At 57.4% G+C, this 17,200-nt stretch carries 15 protein-coding genes and 1 tRNA gene; 13 read left to right on the top strand and 3 right to left on the bottom strand.

The window, feature by feature from the left end; genetic code table 11:
* Positions 1–129 precede the first annotated feature (129 nt).
* Positions 130–214: transfer RNA gene (locus ACZ5VE_RS08425), tRNA-Leu, on the bottom strand.
* 18 nt (positions 215–232) lie between these two features.
* Between ACZ5VE_RS08425 and rnr the strand changes: the two genes are divergently transcribed.
* The gene (gene rnr, locus ACZ5VE_RS08420; protein WP_464454746.1) at positions 233–2,509 is read left to right on the top strand and encodes a ribonuclease R; all 2,277 of its coding nucleotides are present in this window, start codon (positions 233–235) and stop codon (positions 2,507–2,509) included.
* A 73-nt stretch (positions 2,510–2,582) separates the two neighbouring features.
* Here rnr and ACZ5VE_RS08415 read toward each other — a convergent pair whose 3' ends face one another.
* Together ACZ5VE_RS08415 and ACZ5VE_RS08410 are read right to left on the bottom strand one after the other, a co-directional pair.
* Positions 2,583–4,073, bottom strand: coding sequence for an NAD(P)H-hydrate dehydratase (locus ACZ5VE_RS08415; RefSeq protein ID WP_464454745.1), 1,491 nt, complete (start codon positions 4,071–4,073; stop codon positions 2,583–2,585).
* Between the two features lie 5 nt (positions 4,074–4,078).
* Positions 4,079–5,434, bottom strand: a complete 1,356-nt coding sequence (locus ACZ5VE_RS08410; RefSeq protein WP_464454744.1) for an amidase — start codon at positions 5,432–5,434, stop codon at positions 4,079–4,081.
* 211 nt (positions 5,435–5,645) lie between these two features.
* On the opposite strand from ACZ5VE_RS08410, the gene rpsB reads away from it, so the two are divergent.
* The 12 genes from rpsB (at position 5,646) to ACZ5VE_RS08350 (ending at position 17,196) form a co-directional block, all read left to right on the top strand.
* Entirely contained in the window at positions 5,646–6,395 is a 750-nt protein-coding gene (gene rpsB / locus ACZ5VE_RS08405) for a 30S ribosomal protein S2 (protein ID WP_019428721.1), read from the top strand.
* 78 nt (positions 6,396–6,473) lie between these two features.
* Complete coding sequence (gene tsf, locus ACZ5VE_RS08400; protein WP_464454743.1) at positions 6,474–7,367, top strand: translation elongation factor Ts; 894 nt, start codon at positions 6,474–6,476, stop codon at positions 7,365–7,367.
* A 59-nt stretch (positions 7,368–7,426) separates the two neighbouring features.
* Positions 7,427–8,149, top strand: coding sequence for a UMP kinase (gene pyrH, locus ACZ5VE_RS08395; protein WP_464454742.1), 723 nt, complete (start codon positions 7,427–7,429; stop codon positions 8,147–8,149).
* 24 nt (positions 8,150–8,173) lie between these two features.
* Positions 8,174–8,734 (top strand): ribosome recycling factor, encoded by a 561-nt coding sequence (gene frr / locus ACZ5VE_RS08390; RefSeq protein WP_464454741.1) that lies wholly within the window; start codon positions 8,174–8,176, stop codon positions 8,732–8,734.
* 72 nt (positions 8,735–8,806) lie between these two features.
* Positions 8,807–9,655: a phosphatidate cytidylyltransferase gene (locus tag ACZ5VE_RS08385; RefSeq protein ID WP_464454740.1), complete on the top strand. Its 849-nt coding sequence runs from the start codon at positions 8,807–8,809 to the stop codon at positions 9,653–9,655.
* Between the two features lie 16 nt (positions 9,656–9,671).
* Positions 9,672–10,865, top strand: a complete 1,194-nt coding sequence (dxr, locus tag ACZ5VE_RS08380; RefSeq protein ID WP_464454739.1) for a 1-deoxy-D-xylulose-5-phosphate reductoisomerase — start codon at positions 9,672–9,674, stop codon at positions 10,863–10,865.
* A gap of 226 nt (positions 10,866–11,091) precedes the next feature.
* Positions 11,092–13,410 (top strand): outer membrane protein assembly factor BamA, encoded by a 2,319-nt coding sequence (gene bamA, locus ACZ5VE_RS08375; RefSeq protein ID WP_464454738.1) that lies wholly within the window; start codon positions 11,092–11,094, stop codon positions 13,408–13,410.
* Positions 13,410–13,928: an OmpH/Skp family outer membrane protein gene (locus tag ACZ5VE_RS08370; protein WP_464454737.1), complete on the top strand. Its 519-nt coding sequence runs from the start codon at positions 13,410–13,412 to the stop codon at positions 13,926–13,928. The genes bamA and ACZ5VE_RS08370 overlap by 1 nt, the downstream gene beginning before the upstream one ends.
* 23 nt (positions 13,929–13,951) lie before the next feature.
* Entirely contained in the window at positions 13,952–14,938 is a 987-nt protein-coding gene (gene lpxD, locus ACZ5VE_RS08365) for a UDP-3-O-(3-hydroxymyristoyl)glucosamine N-acyltransferase (protein ID WP_464454736.1), read from the top strand.
* Positions 14,939–14,940: 2 nt separating this feature from the next.
* Complete coding sequence (gene fabZ / locus ACZ5VE_RS08360; RefSeq protein ID WP_464454735.1) at positions 14,941–15,381, top strand: 3-hydroxyacyl-ACP dehydratase FabZ; 441 nt, start codon at positions 14,941–14,943, stop codon at positions 15,379–15,381.
* A 6-nt stretch (positions 15,382–15,387) separates the two neighbouring features.
* On the top strand, positions 15,388–16,203 hold the full coding sequence (lpxA, locus tag ACZ5VE_RS08355) for an acyl-ACP--UDP-N-acetylglucosamine O-acyltransferase (protein WP_464454734.1): 816 nt from the start codon (positions 15,388–15,390) through the stop codon (positions 16,201–16,203).
* Between the two features lie 51 nt (positions 16,204–16,254).
* The gene (locus tag ACZ5VE_RS08350) at positions 16,255–17,196 is read left to right on the top strand and encodes a Gfo/Idh/MocA family oxidoreductase (RefSeq protein ID WP_464454733.1); all 942 of its coding nucleotides are present in this window, start codon (positions 16,255–16,257) and stop codon (positions 17,194–17,196) included.
* The last annotated feature ends 4 nt before the right edge of the window (positions 17,197–17,200 follow it).

The following is a 17,200-nucleotide window of genomic DNA, read 5'->3' as shown; positions in this document are numbered from 1 at the left end:
TGCGCCGTGTGGCTTTGGGCCAGGACGCCTCGGCTGCTGAAGCCATGACGTGTGTTTCGGGCAACAAAAAAGCCGTTGATCGAAAATCAACGGCTTGTGATGTTTTTAACTTATCTGATTCGATAAGATTGGTGCCCAGAAGAGGACTCGAACCTCCACGATGTTACTCGCTAGTACCTGAAACTAGTGCGTCTACCAATTCCGCCATCTGGGCGCCTCAGGAATAAAAGGATTGTATATCAAAAAAGTAGCTCAACCCGGCAGTTTGCTGGAAGAAATTGAAGGCAGTGTTCAAGGACACCGTGATGGCCATGGATTTTTGATCCGTGACGATGGTGAATCGGACATTTACTTGTCGCCCAACGAGATGCGTGCGGTGCTTCACCGTGACCGCGTCAAAGTGCGCATCGTGCGTCAGGACCGCAAGGGCAGGCCCGAAGGCCGCATCGTCGAGATCGTCGAACGCCCTGAGCAGCCGATCATTGGTCGCTTGCTGCACGAAGGCGGTTTGTGGCTGGTCGCGCCCGAAGACAAGCGTTATGGTCAGGACGTGATGATTCCCAAAGGGGCCATCGGCGCTGCCAAGCCGGGACAAGTGGTGGTGGTCGAGCTGACCGAGCCACCGGCCTTGTTTGGGCAGCCCGTGGGCCGTGTCAAGGAAGTGCTGGGCGAGATTGATGACCCGGGCATGGAGATCGAGATCGCTGTGCGCAAGTACAGCGTGCCGTACGAATTTTCGGCAGGTTGTATCGATCAAGCCAAGGGCTTGCCCGACAAGGTGCTGGCCAAGGACCGCAAGGATCGGGTGGATTTGCGCGATGTGCCCTTGGTCACGATCGATGGCGAAGATGCGCGCGACTTTGACGATGCGGTGTATTGCGAACCGGCCAAAGTGGGCCGTGGCAAAGGCTGGCGCTTGCTGGTGGCGATTGCCGACGTGAGCCACTATGTGCAAACCGGTAGCGCGATTGACATCGACGCTTACGACCGTGCGACCAGCGTGTATTTTCCGCGCCGGGTCATCCCCATGTTGCCCGAGAAGTTGTCGAACGGCCTGTGCTCACTGAACCCCGATGTGGACCGTTTGTGCATGGTGTGCGACATGCTGGTCAACGCCAAGGGTGATGTGCACGCCTACCAGTTTTACCCGGCGGTGATGCACAGCCATGCACGCTTCACCTACACAGAGGTGGCGGCTATTTTGGCCAACACCCGTGGACCGGAAGCTGCCAAACGCAAGGAGCGCGTGACCGACCTGATGAATTTGCAGGACGTGTACAAAGCCTTGCTGGCTTCGCGTGCGGTGCGGGGTGCGGTGGATTTTGAGACCACCGAAACCCAGATCGTGTGCGACGAAAGTGGCCGCATTGAAAAAATCGTGCCCCGTGTGCGCAACGAAGCGCACCGCCTGATTGAAGAAGCCATGCTGGCGGCCAACGTGTGCAGTGCCGACTTCATTCAGCAGGGCAAGCACCCTGGCTTGTTCCGTGTGCACGAAGGCCCGACGGCCGAGAAAAAAGACATTCTGCGCAACTACCTCAAGGCGCTGGGTTTGGGCATCAGCATCAGCGATGACCCGCACACCAGTGAATTCCAAAAAATCGCGCAAGCGACCAAGGACCGCCCGGACGCACAGCAGATTCACACCATGCTGCTGCGCTCCATGCAGCAGGCGATTTACACACCGGTCAACAGTGGCCACTTTGGCCTGGCCTATGAGGCCTACACCCACTTCACCAGCCCGATCCGGCGTTACCCCGATTTGCTGGTGCACCGGGTCATCAAGTCGATCTTGCTGGGGCGTAAATACACGCTGCCCAGTTTGCCGGTGCCCGGCGAGGCGCATGCCAAGCTGAGCAAGCGGCTAGAGAAAAGCCGTGCGGCCAAAGGCGATTCGCCCGAATCGCAAGCCCCCCGCGTGCGCATGTCGGCTGCCGACCAGCGTGCCTGGGAAGCTGCAGGCCTGCATTGCAGTGCCAACGAGCGCCGCGCTGACGAGGCCAGCCGCGATGTGGAGGCTTGGCTCAAGTGCAAATACATGCGCGAGCATTTGGGCGAGGAGTACGGCGGTGTGGTCTCGGCGGCCACCAGCTTCGGCATCTTCGTGACCTTGGACTCTTTGTATGTGGAGGGGTTGGTGCACATCACCGAGCTGGGTGGGGAGTATTTCCGCTTTGACGAGTTGCGCCAGGAGTTGCGCGGTGAGCGCACCGGTATCCGTTATGCCATTGGCAGCCGGGTGCAGGTTCAGGTCAGCAGGGTTGACCTGGATGGCCGCAAGATCGACTTCCGATTGGTGCACGCCGGGGACGATCTGGTGCCGCGTGCCATGCGGGACAAAGGTGTGTCTGCACCAGCAGAGGGTGGACGCGGCAAAAAACACGGTTCGCAAGACCGTCGCTTGGCAGATGCTGAGCGCAACCGTTCGCCGATTCAGGCCTTGAAGGCTTCGGTCAAGAAGGCTGCAGCCAAGAAAAAAGGCCCCCGGACGACCAAGCCACGCCGTTGATGTGGCGGGCTGAGGGGTTCTATTCAAAAAGCCAGACTTCAGGTCTGGCTTTTTTTGTGATTGCGGCTGGGTGTCAGGTCAAGCGCTCGGCCAATCGACTGGCTGTCAGCGCCTCGGCTTTGGGCCAATCGTCAGCGGTCTGACCATGCTGCGCGACGGCCGCGCAAGCCGCATCGAATGCGCTCAGACCTTGCGCCAGGCGTGCGCCGATGAGTCCGGCCAGCACATCGCCCGTGCCGCCGATGGCCAGGCGGCCGTTGCCGGAGGTGTTGATGCGTGGCGTGTGGTCAGGCGCTGCGATGACCGTGCCCGAGCCTTTCAAAACCACGGTGCATTGGAGCTGGTCCGCCAGATTTTGAGCCGCCTTCAGGCGGTCGTTTTGCACTTGAGCGGTGCTGATGTTCAACAACCTCGCTGCTTCAAGGGGGTGGGGTGTGATGACGGTGGGTTGCGCATCTGCCCGCTGGCGCAGGCTGTCTTTCAGCTTGTTGTCTTGCGCCACGGCGTTCAGGCCATCGGCATCCAACACCAATTGGGCGCTGCGCCGCAGCACCTCTGGCATGACGGCCTGAACGGTTTGGCCGCCGCCACAGCCGCAGACCACATGCAGTTTTTCCAAATCGAGGCGCTGCCATTCGCGTTGCATCACATCGGGTGGCGCGCTGTCTGTGGCTTGGCCTGACAGCAGGCTCAAGATGACGCGCCCGGCACCGGCGTGCAAGGCGGCGGTGGCCGCCAAAACAGCGGCACCGGTCATGCCCATGCCATGGGCTGCCATGGCCTCGCCGCCAATCACGACCACATCGCCATGGCTGCCTTTGTGGCTGGCATGGCTTTGAGGTGGGCGGGCTTGTGGTGTGTTGAGCCAGGCTTGTGGCGCTATGGCGTGGCTTGTGGGTGAGTATCCCAAGCTTTCGAGCCAGAGCTGCCCGCACGCATCGCGGCCATGGCCCATGAACAGGCCCGGTTTGGCCGCGATGAATGTGAGTGTCTGATTAGCCTGTACGCACAGGGCCCTGTCCGTGGGGCCGCCCAGCAGTTGCCCTGATTCCGGGTTCAGACCGGTCGGCACATCAATGGCCAGCACTTGGGCTTGGTTGTGGTGGATGGCTTGCACCCAGCTTTGCATTTCTGCGCTGAGCGGACGCGTGGCCCCAATGCCCAAAAGGGCGTCGATGCACAAGTCTTGTGGTCCCATTTCGGCCAACCACGCCGTGGGCAGATCCGATGTGATGTGAACACCTGCCGTTTTCGCTCTTTGCCAGGCGGCGTGCGCGTCGGCTGGCAGGTCTGTGGGGGATGCCATGAGGCTGACGTGGACCGATTTGCCCCAGTGGTGCAGGTGCAGCGCCGCTTCCAGGCCGTCGCCACCGTTGTTGCCTGGACCGGCTGCCACCCAAATGCGCTGGGCGTGGGGGGCCATGGCCAAGGCCAACCGGGCCGCAGCCAAGCCTGCTTTTTGCATCAGTGGGCTTGCGCTGTTGGCCTGAAGTCGGGCTTCCAGTGTGCGAATGTGGTCCCGTCCATGCACAGGCCCTGAGGAAGTGTTGGACAGCCGTTGCATGGTGTTCAGTGGGGTTGCAGAAGGGGTTCCAGCAAGAGGGCCAATTGAAGAATGGCATCGTCGTGCATGGCCGTGTGCCAGGCCATCAAGCCGACAGGCAATTCCCCCGGCGCATGGCACGGCAATGAAATGGCGCAGCCGTCCAGTGTGTTGACGGCGCTGGGGTTGCGCAGCAGCAGGGCATTGACCCTGAAGAACTCGGCATCGCGTTCAGCACCTGGTGCCATCTCGCTCAGGCGCGGTGCAGTGATGGGGGTGGTCGGGGACAGGACCGCGTCATAGCGCTGCAGCCTGCTTTGCATGCGCTGAATCCAGTCAGCGCGGGCTTTGAGCAGCTGAATGTACTCATGCGCGGCCATGTGTGCCCCCCGCTGGATGCGCTGAGCGACTCGGGGGTCGTAGCGGTCGACACTTTGGGCGAGCCAGTCGCGGTGCCAGGCAAAACTCTCGGCAGGGCTGAAGCCGCCCGTGGCCATCATGGGGCCGATTTCCAGAAGTTCGTTCAATGGGATTTCTTCAATTTGGGCGCCAGCGGCACGCAAGTTGTGCAAGCTGCGTTCAAATGCTCTGGTCACGCCGCTGTCCATGCCGTCTTGCATCACGCTTTGGGCCACGGCCAGCCGGTAGGCCGAGAGCGGTTTGTGGGCGAGGGGGACTTTACGGGCCGACAGGATTTCGTGGGCCAAAACAGCGTCCCGAACCGAGCGGGTCATGGCACAAACGGTGTCCAGCGTGGTTGACAAGGGCAGGGCACCTTGGGTGGAGACTCGTCTGGCGGTGTTTTTAAAGCCAACGATGCCGTTCAGTGCTGCGGGAATGCGTATGGAGCCACCCGTGTCAGAGCCCAGGCCAATAAAAGCGGCACCGGTGGCGACCGAAACGGCGGCACCTGAGCTGGAGCCGCCGGGAACGCGTGGGCTGTCGGCACCCCCTGCGGGGGTATTGGTCAGTGCATCCCAAGCGGCAGGGGTGCCGTGGTGTGGATTGATGCCCACCCCTGAAAAGGCGAACTCGACCATGTTGGTTCGCCCGATGAGCGCCGCACCCGCTGCACGCAGGCGCGCAATGACCGGGGCGTCTTGCCGGGCTGGGGGCTGGTGTTGCAAAACGACCGAGCCAGCGGCGGTCACCTGCCCCTGAACATCAAATAAATCCTTGACCGAGACGGCCAAACCCGCCAAGGCGTGGCTGGCGATAGCTGGCTGGGTAGCGGTTTTTTTGAAGCTTTCAGGGGTGATCTGGAGGAACGCATGCTGGCAGGCCGAACTCTGTGCAACGTCCAGGCAGGCTTCTGCGGTGGCCAAGGGATGGGTTTTGCCTTCAATCAGGGCTTGCCGTGTGGCAATCAGGTCGGCTTTCATGGGGGAGTGCCTCGGTAAAGCAAAGTCAGGATGCTATAATCCTAAGGCTTTGTACAGCTTGGGTACTGTCTTTTGAGTGTCTTATTCAAAAAGCCGTGATTCAGGTCAACAGGGCACATCCGCAAACCAGTCCCATCAAGGTGTTGCGCTTGTCTAGAAGGCAAGCGCGATGAGTGGACTGGATTTTAGACTCAACCTTTGGAGTATTACTATGTCCGTTACCATGCGCGAAATGCTGGAAGCCGGTGTCCACTTCGGTCACCAAACCCGCTTCTGGAACCCCAAGATGGCCCCCTTCATCTTCGGTCATCGCAACAAAATTCACATCATCAACCTGGAAAAATCGCTGCCGATGTTCCAGGACGCGATCAAGTTCGCCAAGCAGTTGTCTGCCAACCGCGGCACGATCCTGATGGTTGGCACCAAGCGCCAAGCTCGCGAAATGGTCGCTTCCGAAGCCCAACGTGCTGGCGTGCCTTTCGTCGACCAGCGCTGGTTGGGTGGCATGTTGACCAACTTCAAAACCGTCAAGACCTCGATCAAGCGTTTGAAGGACATGAAGGCCCAGCAAGAAGTCGGCCTCGAGAGCCTGAGTAAAAAAGAACAGCTGATGTTCAAGCGCGAGATGGAAAAGCTCGAAAAAGACATCGGTGGCATCCAGGACATGGCTGCTTTGCCTGACGCGATTTTTGTGATCGACGTTGGATACCACAAAATCGCCATCTCGGAAGCCAAGAAATTGGGCATCCCATTGATCGGTGTGGTGGACTCCAACCATTCGCCAGAAGGCATCGACTACATCATCCCCGGTAACGACGACTCGGCCAAGGCCGTGGCTTTGTATGCCCGTGGCATCGCTGACGCGATCATCGAAGGCCGCGCCAATGCGGTCAACGACGTGGTCAAGGCCGTCACCGAAGGCGCTGACGAATTCGTCGAAGAAGCCAACGCTTCTGCCTGAGTTCCCAAGACTCGATGAAAGGGGCTTCGTGGCCCCTTTTTTTTAATCTGACTTTTAGACTGAATACGGAGAAATCAAATGGCTGCAATTACCGCAAGCATGGTCGCTGAACTGCGCGCAAAAACCGACGCCCCCATGATGGAGTGCAAAAAAGCCCTGACCGAAGCCGAAGGCGACATGGCGAAAGCTGAAGAGTTGTTGCGCGTCAAGCTGGGCACCAAGGCCGGCAAGGCCGCATCGCGTGTGACCGCTGAAGGCGTGGTCACCAGCTTTGTCAATGGCACCACAGGCGCCATGATCGAAGTCAACTGCGAAACCGACTTCGTGACCAAGAACGACAGCTTCCTGGCTTTGGCCAACGCCGCTGCCAAGTTGGTGGCTGAACACAACCCCGCCGACATCGCTGCATTGGGCGAGTTGCCTTACAGCCAGGACGGCTTTGGCCCGACGCTGGAAGAAGTGCGCAAAGGCCTGATCGGAAAGATCGGCGAGAACATGAGCTTCCGCCGTTTCAAGCGTGCTGCTGGTGGCGCCAAGATCGCGAACTACCTGCATGGCACCCGCATCGGCGTGTTGGTCGAGTACGAAGGCGACGAAACTGCTGCCAAAGATGTGGCCATGCACGTTGCCGCCATGAAGCCAGTGTCTTTGACCAGCGCCGAAGTGCCTGCCGAGTTGATCGAAAAAGAGCGCTCGGTCGCTGCTGCCAAGGCTGCTGAGTCGGGCAAGCCTGCCGACATCGTGACCAAGATGGTCGAAGGTTCTGTGCAAAAGTACCTGAAAGAAGTGTCTTTGTTCAACCAGTCTTTCGTCAAGAACGACAAGCAAACCGTTGAACAAATGCTCAAGGCTGCAGGCACCACCGTCAAGGCATTCACCTTGTACGTGGTTGGCGAAGGCATTGAGAAGAAAGTCGACGACTTTGCGGCTGAAGTGGCTGCGCAAGTCGCGGCCGCTCAAGGCGCAGCCTGAGTCCATTCAACGCTTGAGTTGCCATCCCATCGTCCACATTGATATTCAAGGAGCCCATCATGTCCTCAGCCAAGCCAGCCTTTAAGCGCATTTTGCTCAAGCTGTCGGGCGAGGCCCTGATGGGTGACGATGCGTTTGGCATCAACCGCGCCACAATCGTTCGCATGGCCGAAGAAATCGCCGAGGTCACGCGCCTTGGCGTGCAGGTGGCGGTGGTCATTGGTGGCGGCAACATCTTCAGGGGTGTTGCAGGCGGCTCGGTCGGTATGGACCGCGCCACAGCCGATTACATGGGCATGTTGGCCACCGTCATGAACTCTTTGGCACTGGCTGACGCCATGGACAAAGCCGGATTGACGGCACGGGTCATGTCGGCCATTGGCATTGACCAAGTGGTTGAGCCTTATGTGCGCCCCAAGGCTTTGCAGTACCTCGAAGAGGGCAAAGTTGTGGTGTTCGCTGCGGGCACCGGCAACCCCTTCTTCACCACCGACACGGCTGCGGCTTTGCGGGGTGCTGAAATTGGTGCCGAGATGGTCCTGAAGGCCACGAAGGTGGACGGGGTTTATTCTGCCGATCCCAAAAAAGACCCTTCAGCCACCCGTTACAGTGAAATCAGCTTCGATGAAGCCATTTCGCGCAACTTGGGCATCATGGATGCCACGGCGTTTGCCTTGTGCCGCGACCAAAAATTGCCCATCAAGGTGTTTTCGATCATCAAGAACGGTGCTTTGAAGCGCGTGGTTCTGGGTGAAGACGAAGGCACGCTGGTCCACGCTTGAACCCGTTCTGACGAGGAGAACTTCATGACGATTGCTGATATCAAGAAAACGACCGAAACCAAAATGGAGCAGTCCATTGCGGCTTTCAAAAACAACCTGACCCGCATTCGCACGGGCCGTGCCAACCCTGCGTTGCTCGACACGATTCAGGTTGACTATTACGGCTCGATGTTGCCCCTGTCTCAGGTGGCGAACGTGTCCTTGATGGATTCACGCACCATCAGCGTGCAGCCTTGGGAGAAATCCATGGCAGCCAAAATTGAAAAGGCCATCCGTGAAAGCGAACTGGGTCTGAACCCTGCTTCGATGGGCGAGTTGATCCGTGTGCCGATGCCCGCCATGAGCGAAGAGCGTCGCAAGGAAATGACCAAGTTGGCCCGCACCGAAGGTGAAAATGCCAAAATTGCCATCCGCAATTTGCGCCGTGATGCCAATGAATCGGTCAAAAAGCTGGTCAAGGACAAAGAGGTTTCTGAAGACGATCAGAAACGTGCAGAAGCCGATGTCCAAAAATTGACCGACAAGCGCATGACCGAGATCGACCAGTTGGTGACTGCCAAAGAACAAGAGATCATGGCGGTTTGAGTTTGAATCCCATGCCGTGGCTGTCCACGGCCTGAATGGCCGCCCATTGGCGGCCTTTTTTCTGGAGAAACCATGCTCAAGCAAAGAATCATCACCGCCTTGGTCTTGCTGGCGTTGCTGTTGCCCGCCTTGTTTGCAAGCAATCCCTGGCCCTTCATGGGCTTGACCGTGGTGTTGATCGCAGCGGGTGCGTGGGAGTGGGGGCGCTTGAATGGTGTACCCGTATGGGTGGCCTGGTCGGGCGCCGTCATTTGCTTGTTGGCTTGCGCAGTGGCTGAGCAGTTGGGCTGGGTGCAGCGCACGCCGCCGCTCGTTTGGTTGACGGCTGGTGCGATGTGGGTTTTGCTGGGAGCCTGGATGATTCAGCGTGGGGTTCCTGGATGGGGGCTTTGGCCGCAGGGCGTTCGTTGGATGGCGGGCTTGTTGCTTTTGACCTTGGCTTGGGTGGCCATGGCGCAAGCGCACCAGCGCGGTGTGAATTTTCTGTTGTCCGTTCTGGTGCTGGTGTGGGCGGCCGATGTCTTTGCCTATTTTTTTGGCAAGGCATTGGGCGGGCGCTGGATCAAGACCAAGCTGGCCGCCAGCATCAGTCCCGGCAAGAGTTGGGAGGGTGTTTTGGGCGGCATGCTCGGGGTGCTCTTGGTGGCTGTTGTCTGGGCTGAGGTGGATCGCCGCTGGTCGCTGCCTGATGCCAGCTTTTATTCGCTCTTGTTTGCCAAAGGCTGGTTCGTGGCTTTGCCCGCCTTGTTGTTCATGTCGGCCATGAGTGTGGTGGGGGATTTGGTGGAGTCCCTGGTCAAACGCAGTGCCGGCATGAAAGACAGTTCAGGCCTGTTGCCCGGGCATGGCGGCGTGTTGGACCGTGTAGATGCCTTGTTGCCGACGCTGCCCTTGGCGATGATGCTGGTTTTCTGGATTTAAGCGAAGAGTGCATTTCATGCAAACAAAACAACGCATCACCATCCTGGGCTCAACGGGTTCGATCGGCAAAAGCACACTGGATGTTTTGACGCGTCATCCGGGGCAGTTTGGTGTGTATGCCTTGACCGCATCCACTCAGGTTGATCTGATGTTGGCCCAATGCGTGCAGTTCAAGCCAGAAGTCGTGGTCATGGTTCAGGAGGCTGCGGGTCGCCTGCTGGCGGACAAACTCAAATCTGAGGGCTTGAACATCCCCGTTCGTTGGGGCGCTGCAGCGCTCGACGAGGTGGCCTGCGCCCCTGAAGTGGACGCGGTCATGGCAGCCATCGTGGGCGCAGCGGGGTTGTCGCCTTGTCTGGCCGCTGCACGTGCAGGCAAACGACTGTTGTTGGCGAACAAAGAGGCCTTGGTGGTGGGGGGCGAGGTGTTTTTGTCGGCTGTGCGAGAGGGCGGCGCGGTGCTTTTGCCGATAGACAGTGAGCATTCGGCCATTTTTCAGTCGCTGCCAGAAGATCCTGCCACTTGGCAAAGACGTGTAGACAAGATCATTTTGACGGCCTCAGGAGGGCCATTTCGAGGTCGCGATCCGATCAGCCTCAAGGAGGTCACGCCCGAACAGGCTTGTGCCCACCCCAATTGGGTGATGGGGCGCAAGATTTCGGTGGATTCGGCCACGATGATGAACAAAGCCCTCGAAGTGATTGAGGCGCGTTATTTGTTTGGTCTCGAGCCGGACCAGTTGGAGGTGGTGATTCACCCCCAGAGCGTGATCCACTCCATGGTGCAGTACAAGGACCATTCTGTGGTGGCTCAATTGGGCACCCCCGACATGCGTGTGCCGATTGCCTACGGTTTGAGCTGGCCGGAGCGCATGGCGTCGGGTGCGGGTGCACTTGACTTCCATTCCCTAGCCGCAATGACATTCGAGTCCATGGATGACCATGGCCATCCTGAGCGATTCCCGGGCTTGAAGCTTGCGTGGTCAACCCTGAAGGGTGCGCCTGGCAGTTGTGCCGTATTGAATGCCGCCAATGAAATTGCGGTGGCGGCATTTTTGAACCGCGAGATCCGGTTTGACCAGATCCATGATGTGAATGAAGCCACATTGGATGCGGTCACCAGCATTCGACCTGAAAATCTGGACGATTTGTTGAGTCTTGACCGTCAAAGTCGTGAAGCTGCGCTCAAACTCGTCGCGAGATGGGGCTGACAGCGCAATTTCAAGCCGCGTGAAGGCTGTAGAGGTGGCAATGAATACACTCTTCTGAGGTGTATTATCTTGGCTTGTTTTGTTTTGTTTGTTCGGCCGTATTTCGTCAGGGACAGGCGAAAATACGATGTTGCCCTGCTAGGGGCACGCTGGTCGGTTTTTCAAATGGGTTTGGGATGGGGCGTTTTTAATGAACATCCAGTCCCAGCCTCTCTATGGTTGCTCCATGAATTTTTTTGACATTCGTTCACGCATTCAACCTGCTGCATTGACTTTTGCGGCCTCCTTGATGGCGTGCATGCCTGCTTGGGCCGTTGACCCGTTCACGGTGCGCGATATCCGCGTCGAGGGTTTGCAACGCATCGAGTCCGGTACTGTTTTTGCCTCATTGCCATTGCGCGTGGGTGACCAATATTCTGATGAAAAGGGCGCAGCAGCCATTCGGGCCTTGTTTGCATTGGGTTTGTTCAAGGACGTGCGGCTTGAAACCCAGGGTGATGTTTTGGTCGTTGTGGTGGAAGAGCGCCCCTCCGTGGCCGCAGTCGAATTCATCGGGCTCAAGGAGTTTGACAAGGATGTTCTGGTCAAGGCTTTGAAAGAAGTGGGTCTGGCCGAAGGTCGGCCTTACGACAAAGCGCTGGCAGACAAAGCCGAGCAGGAGCTCAAGCGTCAGTACATCAGCCGCAGTTTGTATGGTGCAGAGGTGGTCAGCACCGCAACGCCGGTTGACCGAAACCGCGTGAATTTGAGCTTCACCATCACCGAAGGCGGCCCCGCGAAGATCAAGCAAATTCAGATCGTGGGCAACAAGGTATTTTCAGAGTCCGATTTGCGCGATCAGTTCAATCTGGATACTGGCGGCTGGATGAGTTGGTACACCAAGTCTGACCGCTATGCCCGCACCAAGCTCAATGCCGATCTGGAGGCTTTGCGCTCTTTCTACTTGGCCCGTGGCTTCCTGGAGTTCCGCATTGACTCCACCCAAGTCGCCATGTCGCCCGATAAGCAAGACATGGCGATCACCATCAATGTGACCGAAGGTGAGCGTTTTGTGGTCTCCGGTGTCAAGCTGGAAGGCAATTACCTCGACAAAGACGACGAATTCAAGGCCTTGGTCAAGATCGGTGTTGGCAAAGCCTATAACGCCGAAACCGTGGCCGAAACCACCAAAGCCTTCACCGACTATTTTGGCAAGTTCGGCTTTGCCTTTGCCAAAGTCGAAGCCAAGCCCGAAATCGACCGGCAAAACAACCGTGTGCAGTTTGTCCTGCAGGCTGAGCCTTCGCGCCGCGCCTATGTCCGTCGCATTCTGGTTTCGGGCAACAACCGCACACGCGATGAAGTGATCCGCCGTGAGTTTCGCCAGTTTGAGGCTGCGTGGTACGACGGCGACAAAATCCGCCTGTCGCGTGACCGCGTAGACCGTTTGGGCTTCTTCACGGAAGTCAACGTGGAGACGGTTGAGATTCCCGGCACACCTGACCAGGTTGATTTGATGTTCACGGTGGCCGAAAAGCCGACGGGCAGCATCTCTTTGGGTGCGGGCTTTTCATCAGCTGAAAAAGTGACTTTGAGCTTTGGCATTCGCCAGGAAAATGCTTTTGGTTCAGGCAACTACTTGGCCGTCGAAGTCAACACCAGTAAGTACAACCGTAATCTGGTGCTGAGCACCACGGACCCTTACTTCACGCAAAACGGCATATCCAGGACGATTGACGTGTTCCAGCGGACCACGCGGCCGTATTTGGGGGACATCAACTCTTACAGTTTGGTCAACTCGGGCCTGGGTCTGCGTTTTGGTGTGCCCGTGACCGAGACGGACACGGTTTTTGTGGGAGCCAATGCTGAGCAGACCCAGATCAAGTCAGGAACTGGTTTGCCTGATCCATACAAAGAATATGCGGATAAATTTGGCAGCACCAGTACCGCTATACCGCTGACTTTGGGGTGGGCCAGGGATGGTCGTGACAGCGCTTTGGTTCCGAACAAAGGCACTTACCAGCGACTGAATGCGGATTTGAGCCTCGCAGGCGATGTTCGTTATTTCCGCAGCAACTACCAATACCAACAATATTTCCCGCTCAGCAAGAAATACACCTTGGCGTTGAACGCTGATCTGGGATGGGGCCAAGGCCTGAGCGGACAGCCATTCCCCATCTTCAAGAATTTCTATGTGGGTGGTTTGGGCAGTGTTCGTGGCTTTGAGCAATCGACATTGGGCCCTTCGCGCGCGACAAGCTCGACAAACTCGACACTCGTTTATCTGGGTGGCCCAAAGAAAGTCGTTTTGAATGCCGAATTCATGCTGCCTTTCCCGGGTGCCGGCAATGACAAAACACTGCGTTTGTTCGGGTTCACCGATATGGGACGCGCTTTTGGTGAAAATGAAAAACTCTCTTTGAGTGATCTGCGTGCCTCTGCCGGCATCGGCTTGAGCTGGATCTCCCCAATGGGCCCCTTGCGCTTCTCTTATGCGACGCCCATCCGCAAAGAGACAGGCGATAAAATTCAAAAACTCCAATTTCAAATCGGAACTTCCTTCTAATGAAAACGATTCGCAAGAACCTCCTTATTGCCTTGATGGCTGCTACAACGGCTTTCACGGGTTTGTCGCAAGCCCAAGATTTCAAAATCGGCTTCGTCATCACAGATCGCATTCTGCGTGACTCCAATGTGGCCAAAGCTGCCCAGGCTAAGTTGGAGTCGGAATTTTTGAAACGTGAAAAAGAACTCAATGACGCCATCAACACTTTCAAAGTCACGGCTGAAAAGTTCGAGCGCGATGCGCCCACACTGTCAGAAGTGCAGCGCGTTGCAAAGCAAAAGCAGCTGATCGAGCAAGACCGCGACTTGAAGCGCCGCCAGCGAGAATATCAAGAGGATTTGGGTGCTCGCAAGAATGAAGAAAACCAAATGTTGTTCGAAAAAGCAGGGCGTGCGGTCAAACAAGTTGCCGAGTCAGAAAAGTACGACATGGTCTTGCAGGATGCTGTCTACTTCAATCCCAAGCACGACATCACCGACAAAGTCATCAAGGCACTCAACGCCTCGGTTGGCAAATAACAGGCGCACGCCTGTTTGAGACCGTGTCGCTGACGCTTGGCGCTATCGTAGAGGCACTTGGCGGCCGTTTGTTGGGGGCTTCCGATATGCAGATATCGGGATTGGCCCCTTTGCAGACCGCCCAGCCCAGCCAAATCAGTTTTTTGAGTCAGGCCCGATACCAAAGTCAGTTGGCCCTGAGCCTGGCGGGGTGTGTCATTGTCAGCCCGGCTTTTGAAGCTCAGGTGGTACAGCGCCCTGCGGCCATCATCACCGATGACCCTTATTTGTACTTTGCCCGTTTGACACGCATGTGGAAACGTGAGCACCACAAAGTCACAGGCCCCCGAATTCATCCCAGTGCCATCATCGACCCGGATGCGGTGATAGCAGACGATGCCGTGATTGGGCCTTTGTGTGTGGTGGAGCGCGGCGCGGAAGTCGGGGCTGCAACCGTGCTCAAGTCACGCGTGACGGTTGGTGAGGATTGCAAGATCGGAGCGCGTTGCCTGTTGCATCCGGGTGTCGTGATCGGCGCCGACGGTTTTGGCTTCGCACCCCACCAAGGACAATGGGAAAAGATTGAGCAGCTGGGTGCGGTGCGGATTGGCAACGATGTGGAAATCGGTGCCAATACCTGCATTGACCGTGGCGCATTGGAAGATACCGTGATCGAAGACGGTGTCAAATTGGACAACCTGATCCAGATCGGGCACAACGTGCATGTGGGCCGCCACACGGCCATGGCTGGGTGTGTGGGGGTGGCTGGCAGTGCCCGAATCGGTGCGCATTGCACCGTGGGCGGTGGCGCCGTGGTCTTGGGCCATTTGAGCTTGGCTGACCATGTGCACATTTCGGCGGCATCGGTGGTCACGCGTTCCATCTTGCAACCCGGGCAGTACACCGGCATGTTCCCTTTGGACAGCAATGCCAACTGGGAAAAGAATGCAGCCAGCCTCAAACAATTGTCTCGATTGCGTGAACGCATCAAAGCCTTAGAGGCTGATATTCAAAATAACAAGGAAACCTGACCATGATGGACATTCATAAAATTCTCAAGCAGTTGCCGCATCGCTACCCGTTTTTGTTGGTGGATCGCGTGTTGGAGATCGAAAAAGGGGTGCGCATCAAGGCCTTGAAGAACGTGACCATCAATGAGCCATTTTTCACAGGCCATTTCCCGCATCGCCCTGTCATGCCTGGCGTGTTGATGCTCGAAGCCTTGGCGCAAGCCGCGGCCTTGCTGTCCTTTGACACGCTCGATACAGCCCCCGATGACAACACGGTGTATTACTTTGCCGGCATTGATGGTGCACGTTTCAAGCGCCCTGTGGAGCCAGGTGATCAGTTGACCCTTGAGGTGCAGTTGGACCGCATGAAGGCCGGTATTTTCAAGTTCAAGGCCCAGGCCAAAGTGGGCAATGAGTTGGCCTGCGAGGCCGAGTTGATGTGCACCATGCGCAAAATTGCCTGAGGAACTATGGCAACCATCCATTCCACTGCATTGGTTGATCCGGCTGCCCAGCTGGACGCCTCCGTGACCGTTGGTCCTTACACCATCATTGGCCCGAACGTGACGATCGGTGCAGGCTCTACTGTGGGCTCGCACTGCACGATCGAGGGTTACACCACCATCGGCTTGAACAACCATGTTCACAGCTATACCTCATTGGGCGCTGCGCCACAAGACAAAAAATACGCCGGTGAGCCGACCCGTTTGGTGATCGGCAATGGCAACACCATCCGCGAGTTTTGCACCTTCAACGCCGGAACGGTGAACGGCGGTGGTGTGACCAAGGTGGGTGACGACAATCTGTTCATGGCTTATGTGCACTTGGCACACGATTGCCACATTGGCAGCCACACCATTTTTGCTAATAATTCCCAATTGGCCGGTCACGTGGTGGTGGGTGACTGGGTCATTTTGGGCGGCTTTACGGTGGTGCGTCAGTTCTTGCGTTTGGGCGCGCACAGTTTCACCGCCATGTGTACTTTGTTGTTTGCAGACTTGCCGCCCTATGTGACTTGCCAGGGGCAACCTGCTTCTGCGCGCACTGTGAACGCCGAAGGTCTGCGCCGCCGTGGTTATTCTCCTGCCCGGATTGCTGCAGTACGTGCCATGCACAAGGCGCTTTACCGTGAAAACCTGACGTTCGAAGCATCGAAAGCGCGCATCCTCCAAATCGCCAAGGACAAGCCCGAGGTGCAGCCGGATGTCGACATGATGCTGGACTTCCTGGCAGGCGTTTCGCCCAAAGTGGGTATCGTTCGTTCGCGCCGTCGTTCGGCAGACTGAAAATTCAAGGGGCAGGAGTCTTTCCTGGCCCGAGCATGAAAGGAGGGCCCTGTGGCCCTGTTGCGTTGCGCCGTGATTGGCGTTGGTTATCTGGGCAAATTTCATGCTCAAAAGTACGCCAAGATTCCGGAGTGCGAGCTCGTTGCGGTGGTGGACAGTCGTCAGGAGCAGGCTGAAGCTGTCGCTGCTCCCTTGCATTGCGCGGCCTTGACGGATTACAAGTCGTTGATTGGGCAGGTCGACGCGGTCAGCATCGTGGTGCCCACACAAGGGCATTACGACGTGTGCGCCGAGTTTTTGCGCGCCGGTGTGCATGTGTTGGTTGAAAAACCCATGACCACCACTTTGGAACAGGCGGATGAATTGATTCGGCTGGCCAAAGAGAACCATTGCGTTCTGGCGGTGGGGCATCTGGAGCGCTTCAACCCTGCCGCGCTGGCCTTGGAGCCTTTGTTGTCGGATCCCCGGTTCATTGACAGCTCGCGCTTGGCACCTTTCAAGCCAAGGGCCACCGATGTGAGTGTGCTGCTCGACTTGATGATCCACGACGTGGACTTGATCTTGTCCTTGGTGGACAGTGAACTCGAAAGTGTGGATTGTTCCGGTGCGCGGGTGCTGACATCGGACATCGACATCGCTAATGCCCGCATCCGCTTTGCCAATGGCTGTGTGGCCAACGTCACGGCCAGCCGTGTGAGTGCCAAGAGCGAGCGGAAAATGCGCGTGTTTCAAAACCAGGCCTGCCACTCGCTGGATTTTCAGGCCCGCACTTTGACCACGTACCGTGGAGCCACCGATCCTAAGGCCGATCCTGAACTGGCCATTGAGCGGCATGAGCAATCGTTTGGTGAAGCCGACCCTTTGTTTGCCGAGATCGTGGATTTTGTTGACAGCATCCGCAACAAGCGCCCCCCCAAAGTGAGCGGTGAAGCCGGTCGCCGTGCACTGGAAGCCGTGCAGCGCATCACCGAAGCCACTCGTCTGATTTCCTGATTTC

This window comes from Limnohabitans sp. INBF003 (assembly GCF_055396645.1).
This window is presented reverse-complemented; position numbering and strand designations above follow the sequence as displayed.

Coding starts and splice junctions, on each gene's coding strand:
- ACZ5VE_RS08415 (WP_464454745.1), bottom strand. CDS start 4,073: ATGCAACGGCTGTCCAACACTTCCTCAGGGCCTGTGCATGGACGGGAC.
- ACZ5VE_RS08410 (WP_464454744.1), bottom strand. CDS start 5,434: ATGAAAGCCGACCTGATTGCCACACGGCAAGCCCTGATTGAAGGCAAA.
- rpsB (WP_019428721.1), top strand. CDS start 5,646: ATGTCCGTTACCATGCGCGAAATGCTGGAAGCCGGTGTCCACTTCGGT.
- tsf (WP_464454743.1), top strand. CDS start 6,474: ATGGCTGCAATTACCGCAAGCATGGTCGCTGAACTGCGCGCAAAAACC.
- pyrH (WP_464454742.1), top strand. CDS start 7,427: ATGTCCTCAGCCAAGCCAGCCTTTAAGCGCATTTTGCTCAAGCTGTCG.
- frr (WP_464454741.1), top strand. CDS start 8,174: ATGACGATTGCTGATATCAAGAAAACGACCGAAACCAAAATGGAGCAG.
- ACZ5VE_RS08385 (WP_464454740.1), top strand. CDS start 8,807: ATGCTCAAGCAAAGAATCATCACCGCCTTGGTCTTGCTGGCGTTGCTG.
- dxr (WP_464454739.1), top strand. CDS start 9,672: ATGCAAACAAAACAACGCATCACCATCCTGGGCTCAACGGGTTCGATC.
- bamA (WP_464454738.1), top strand. CDS start 11,092: ATGAATTTTTTTGACATTCGTTCACGCATTCAACCTGCTGCATTGACT.
- ACZ5VE_RS08370 (WP_464454737.1), top strand. CDS start 13,410: ATGAAAACGATTCGCAAGAACCTCCTTATTGCCTTGATGGCTGCTACA.
- fabZ (WP_464454735.1), top strand. CDS start 14,941: ATGATGGACATTCATAAAATTCTCAAGCAGTTGCCGCATCGCTACCCG.
- lpxA (WP_464454734.1), top strand. CDS start 15,388: ATGGCAACCATCCATTCCACTGCATTGGTTGATCCGGCTGCCCAGCTG.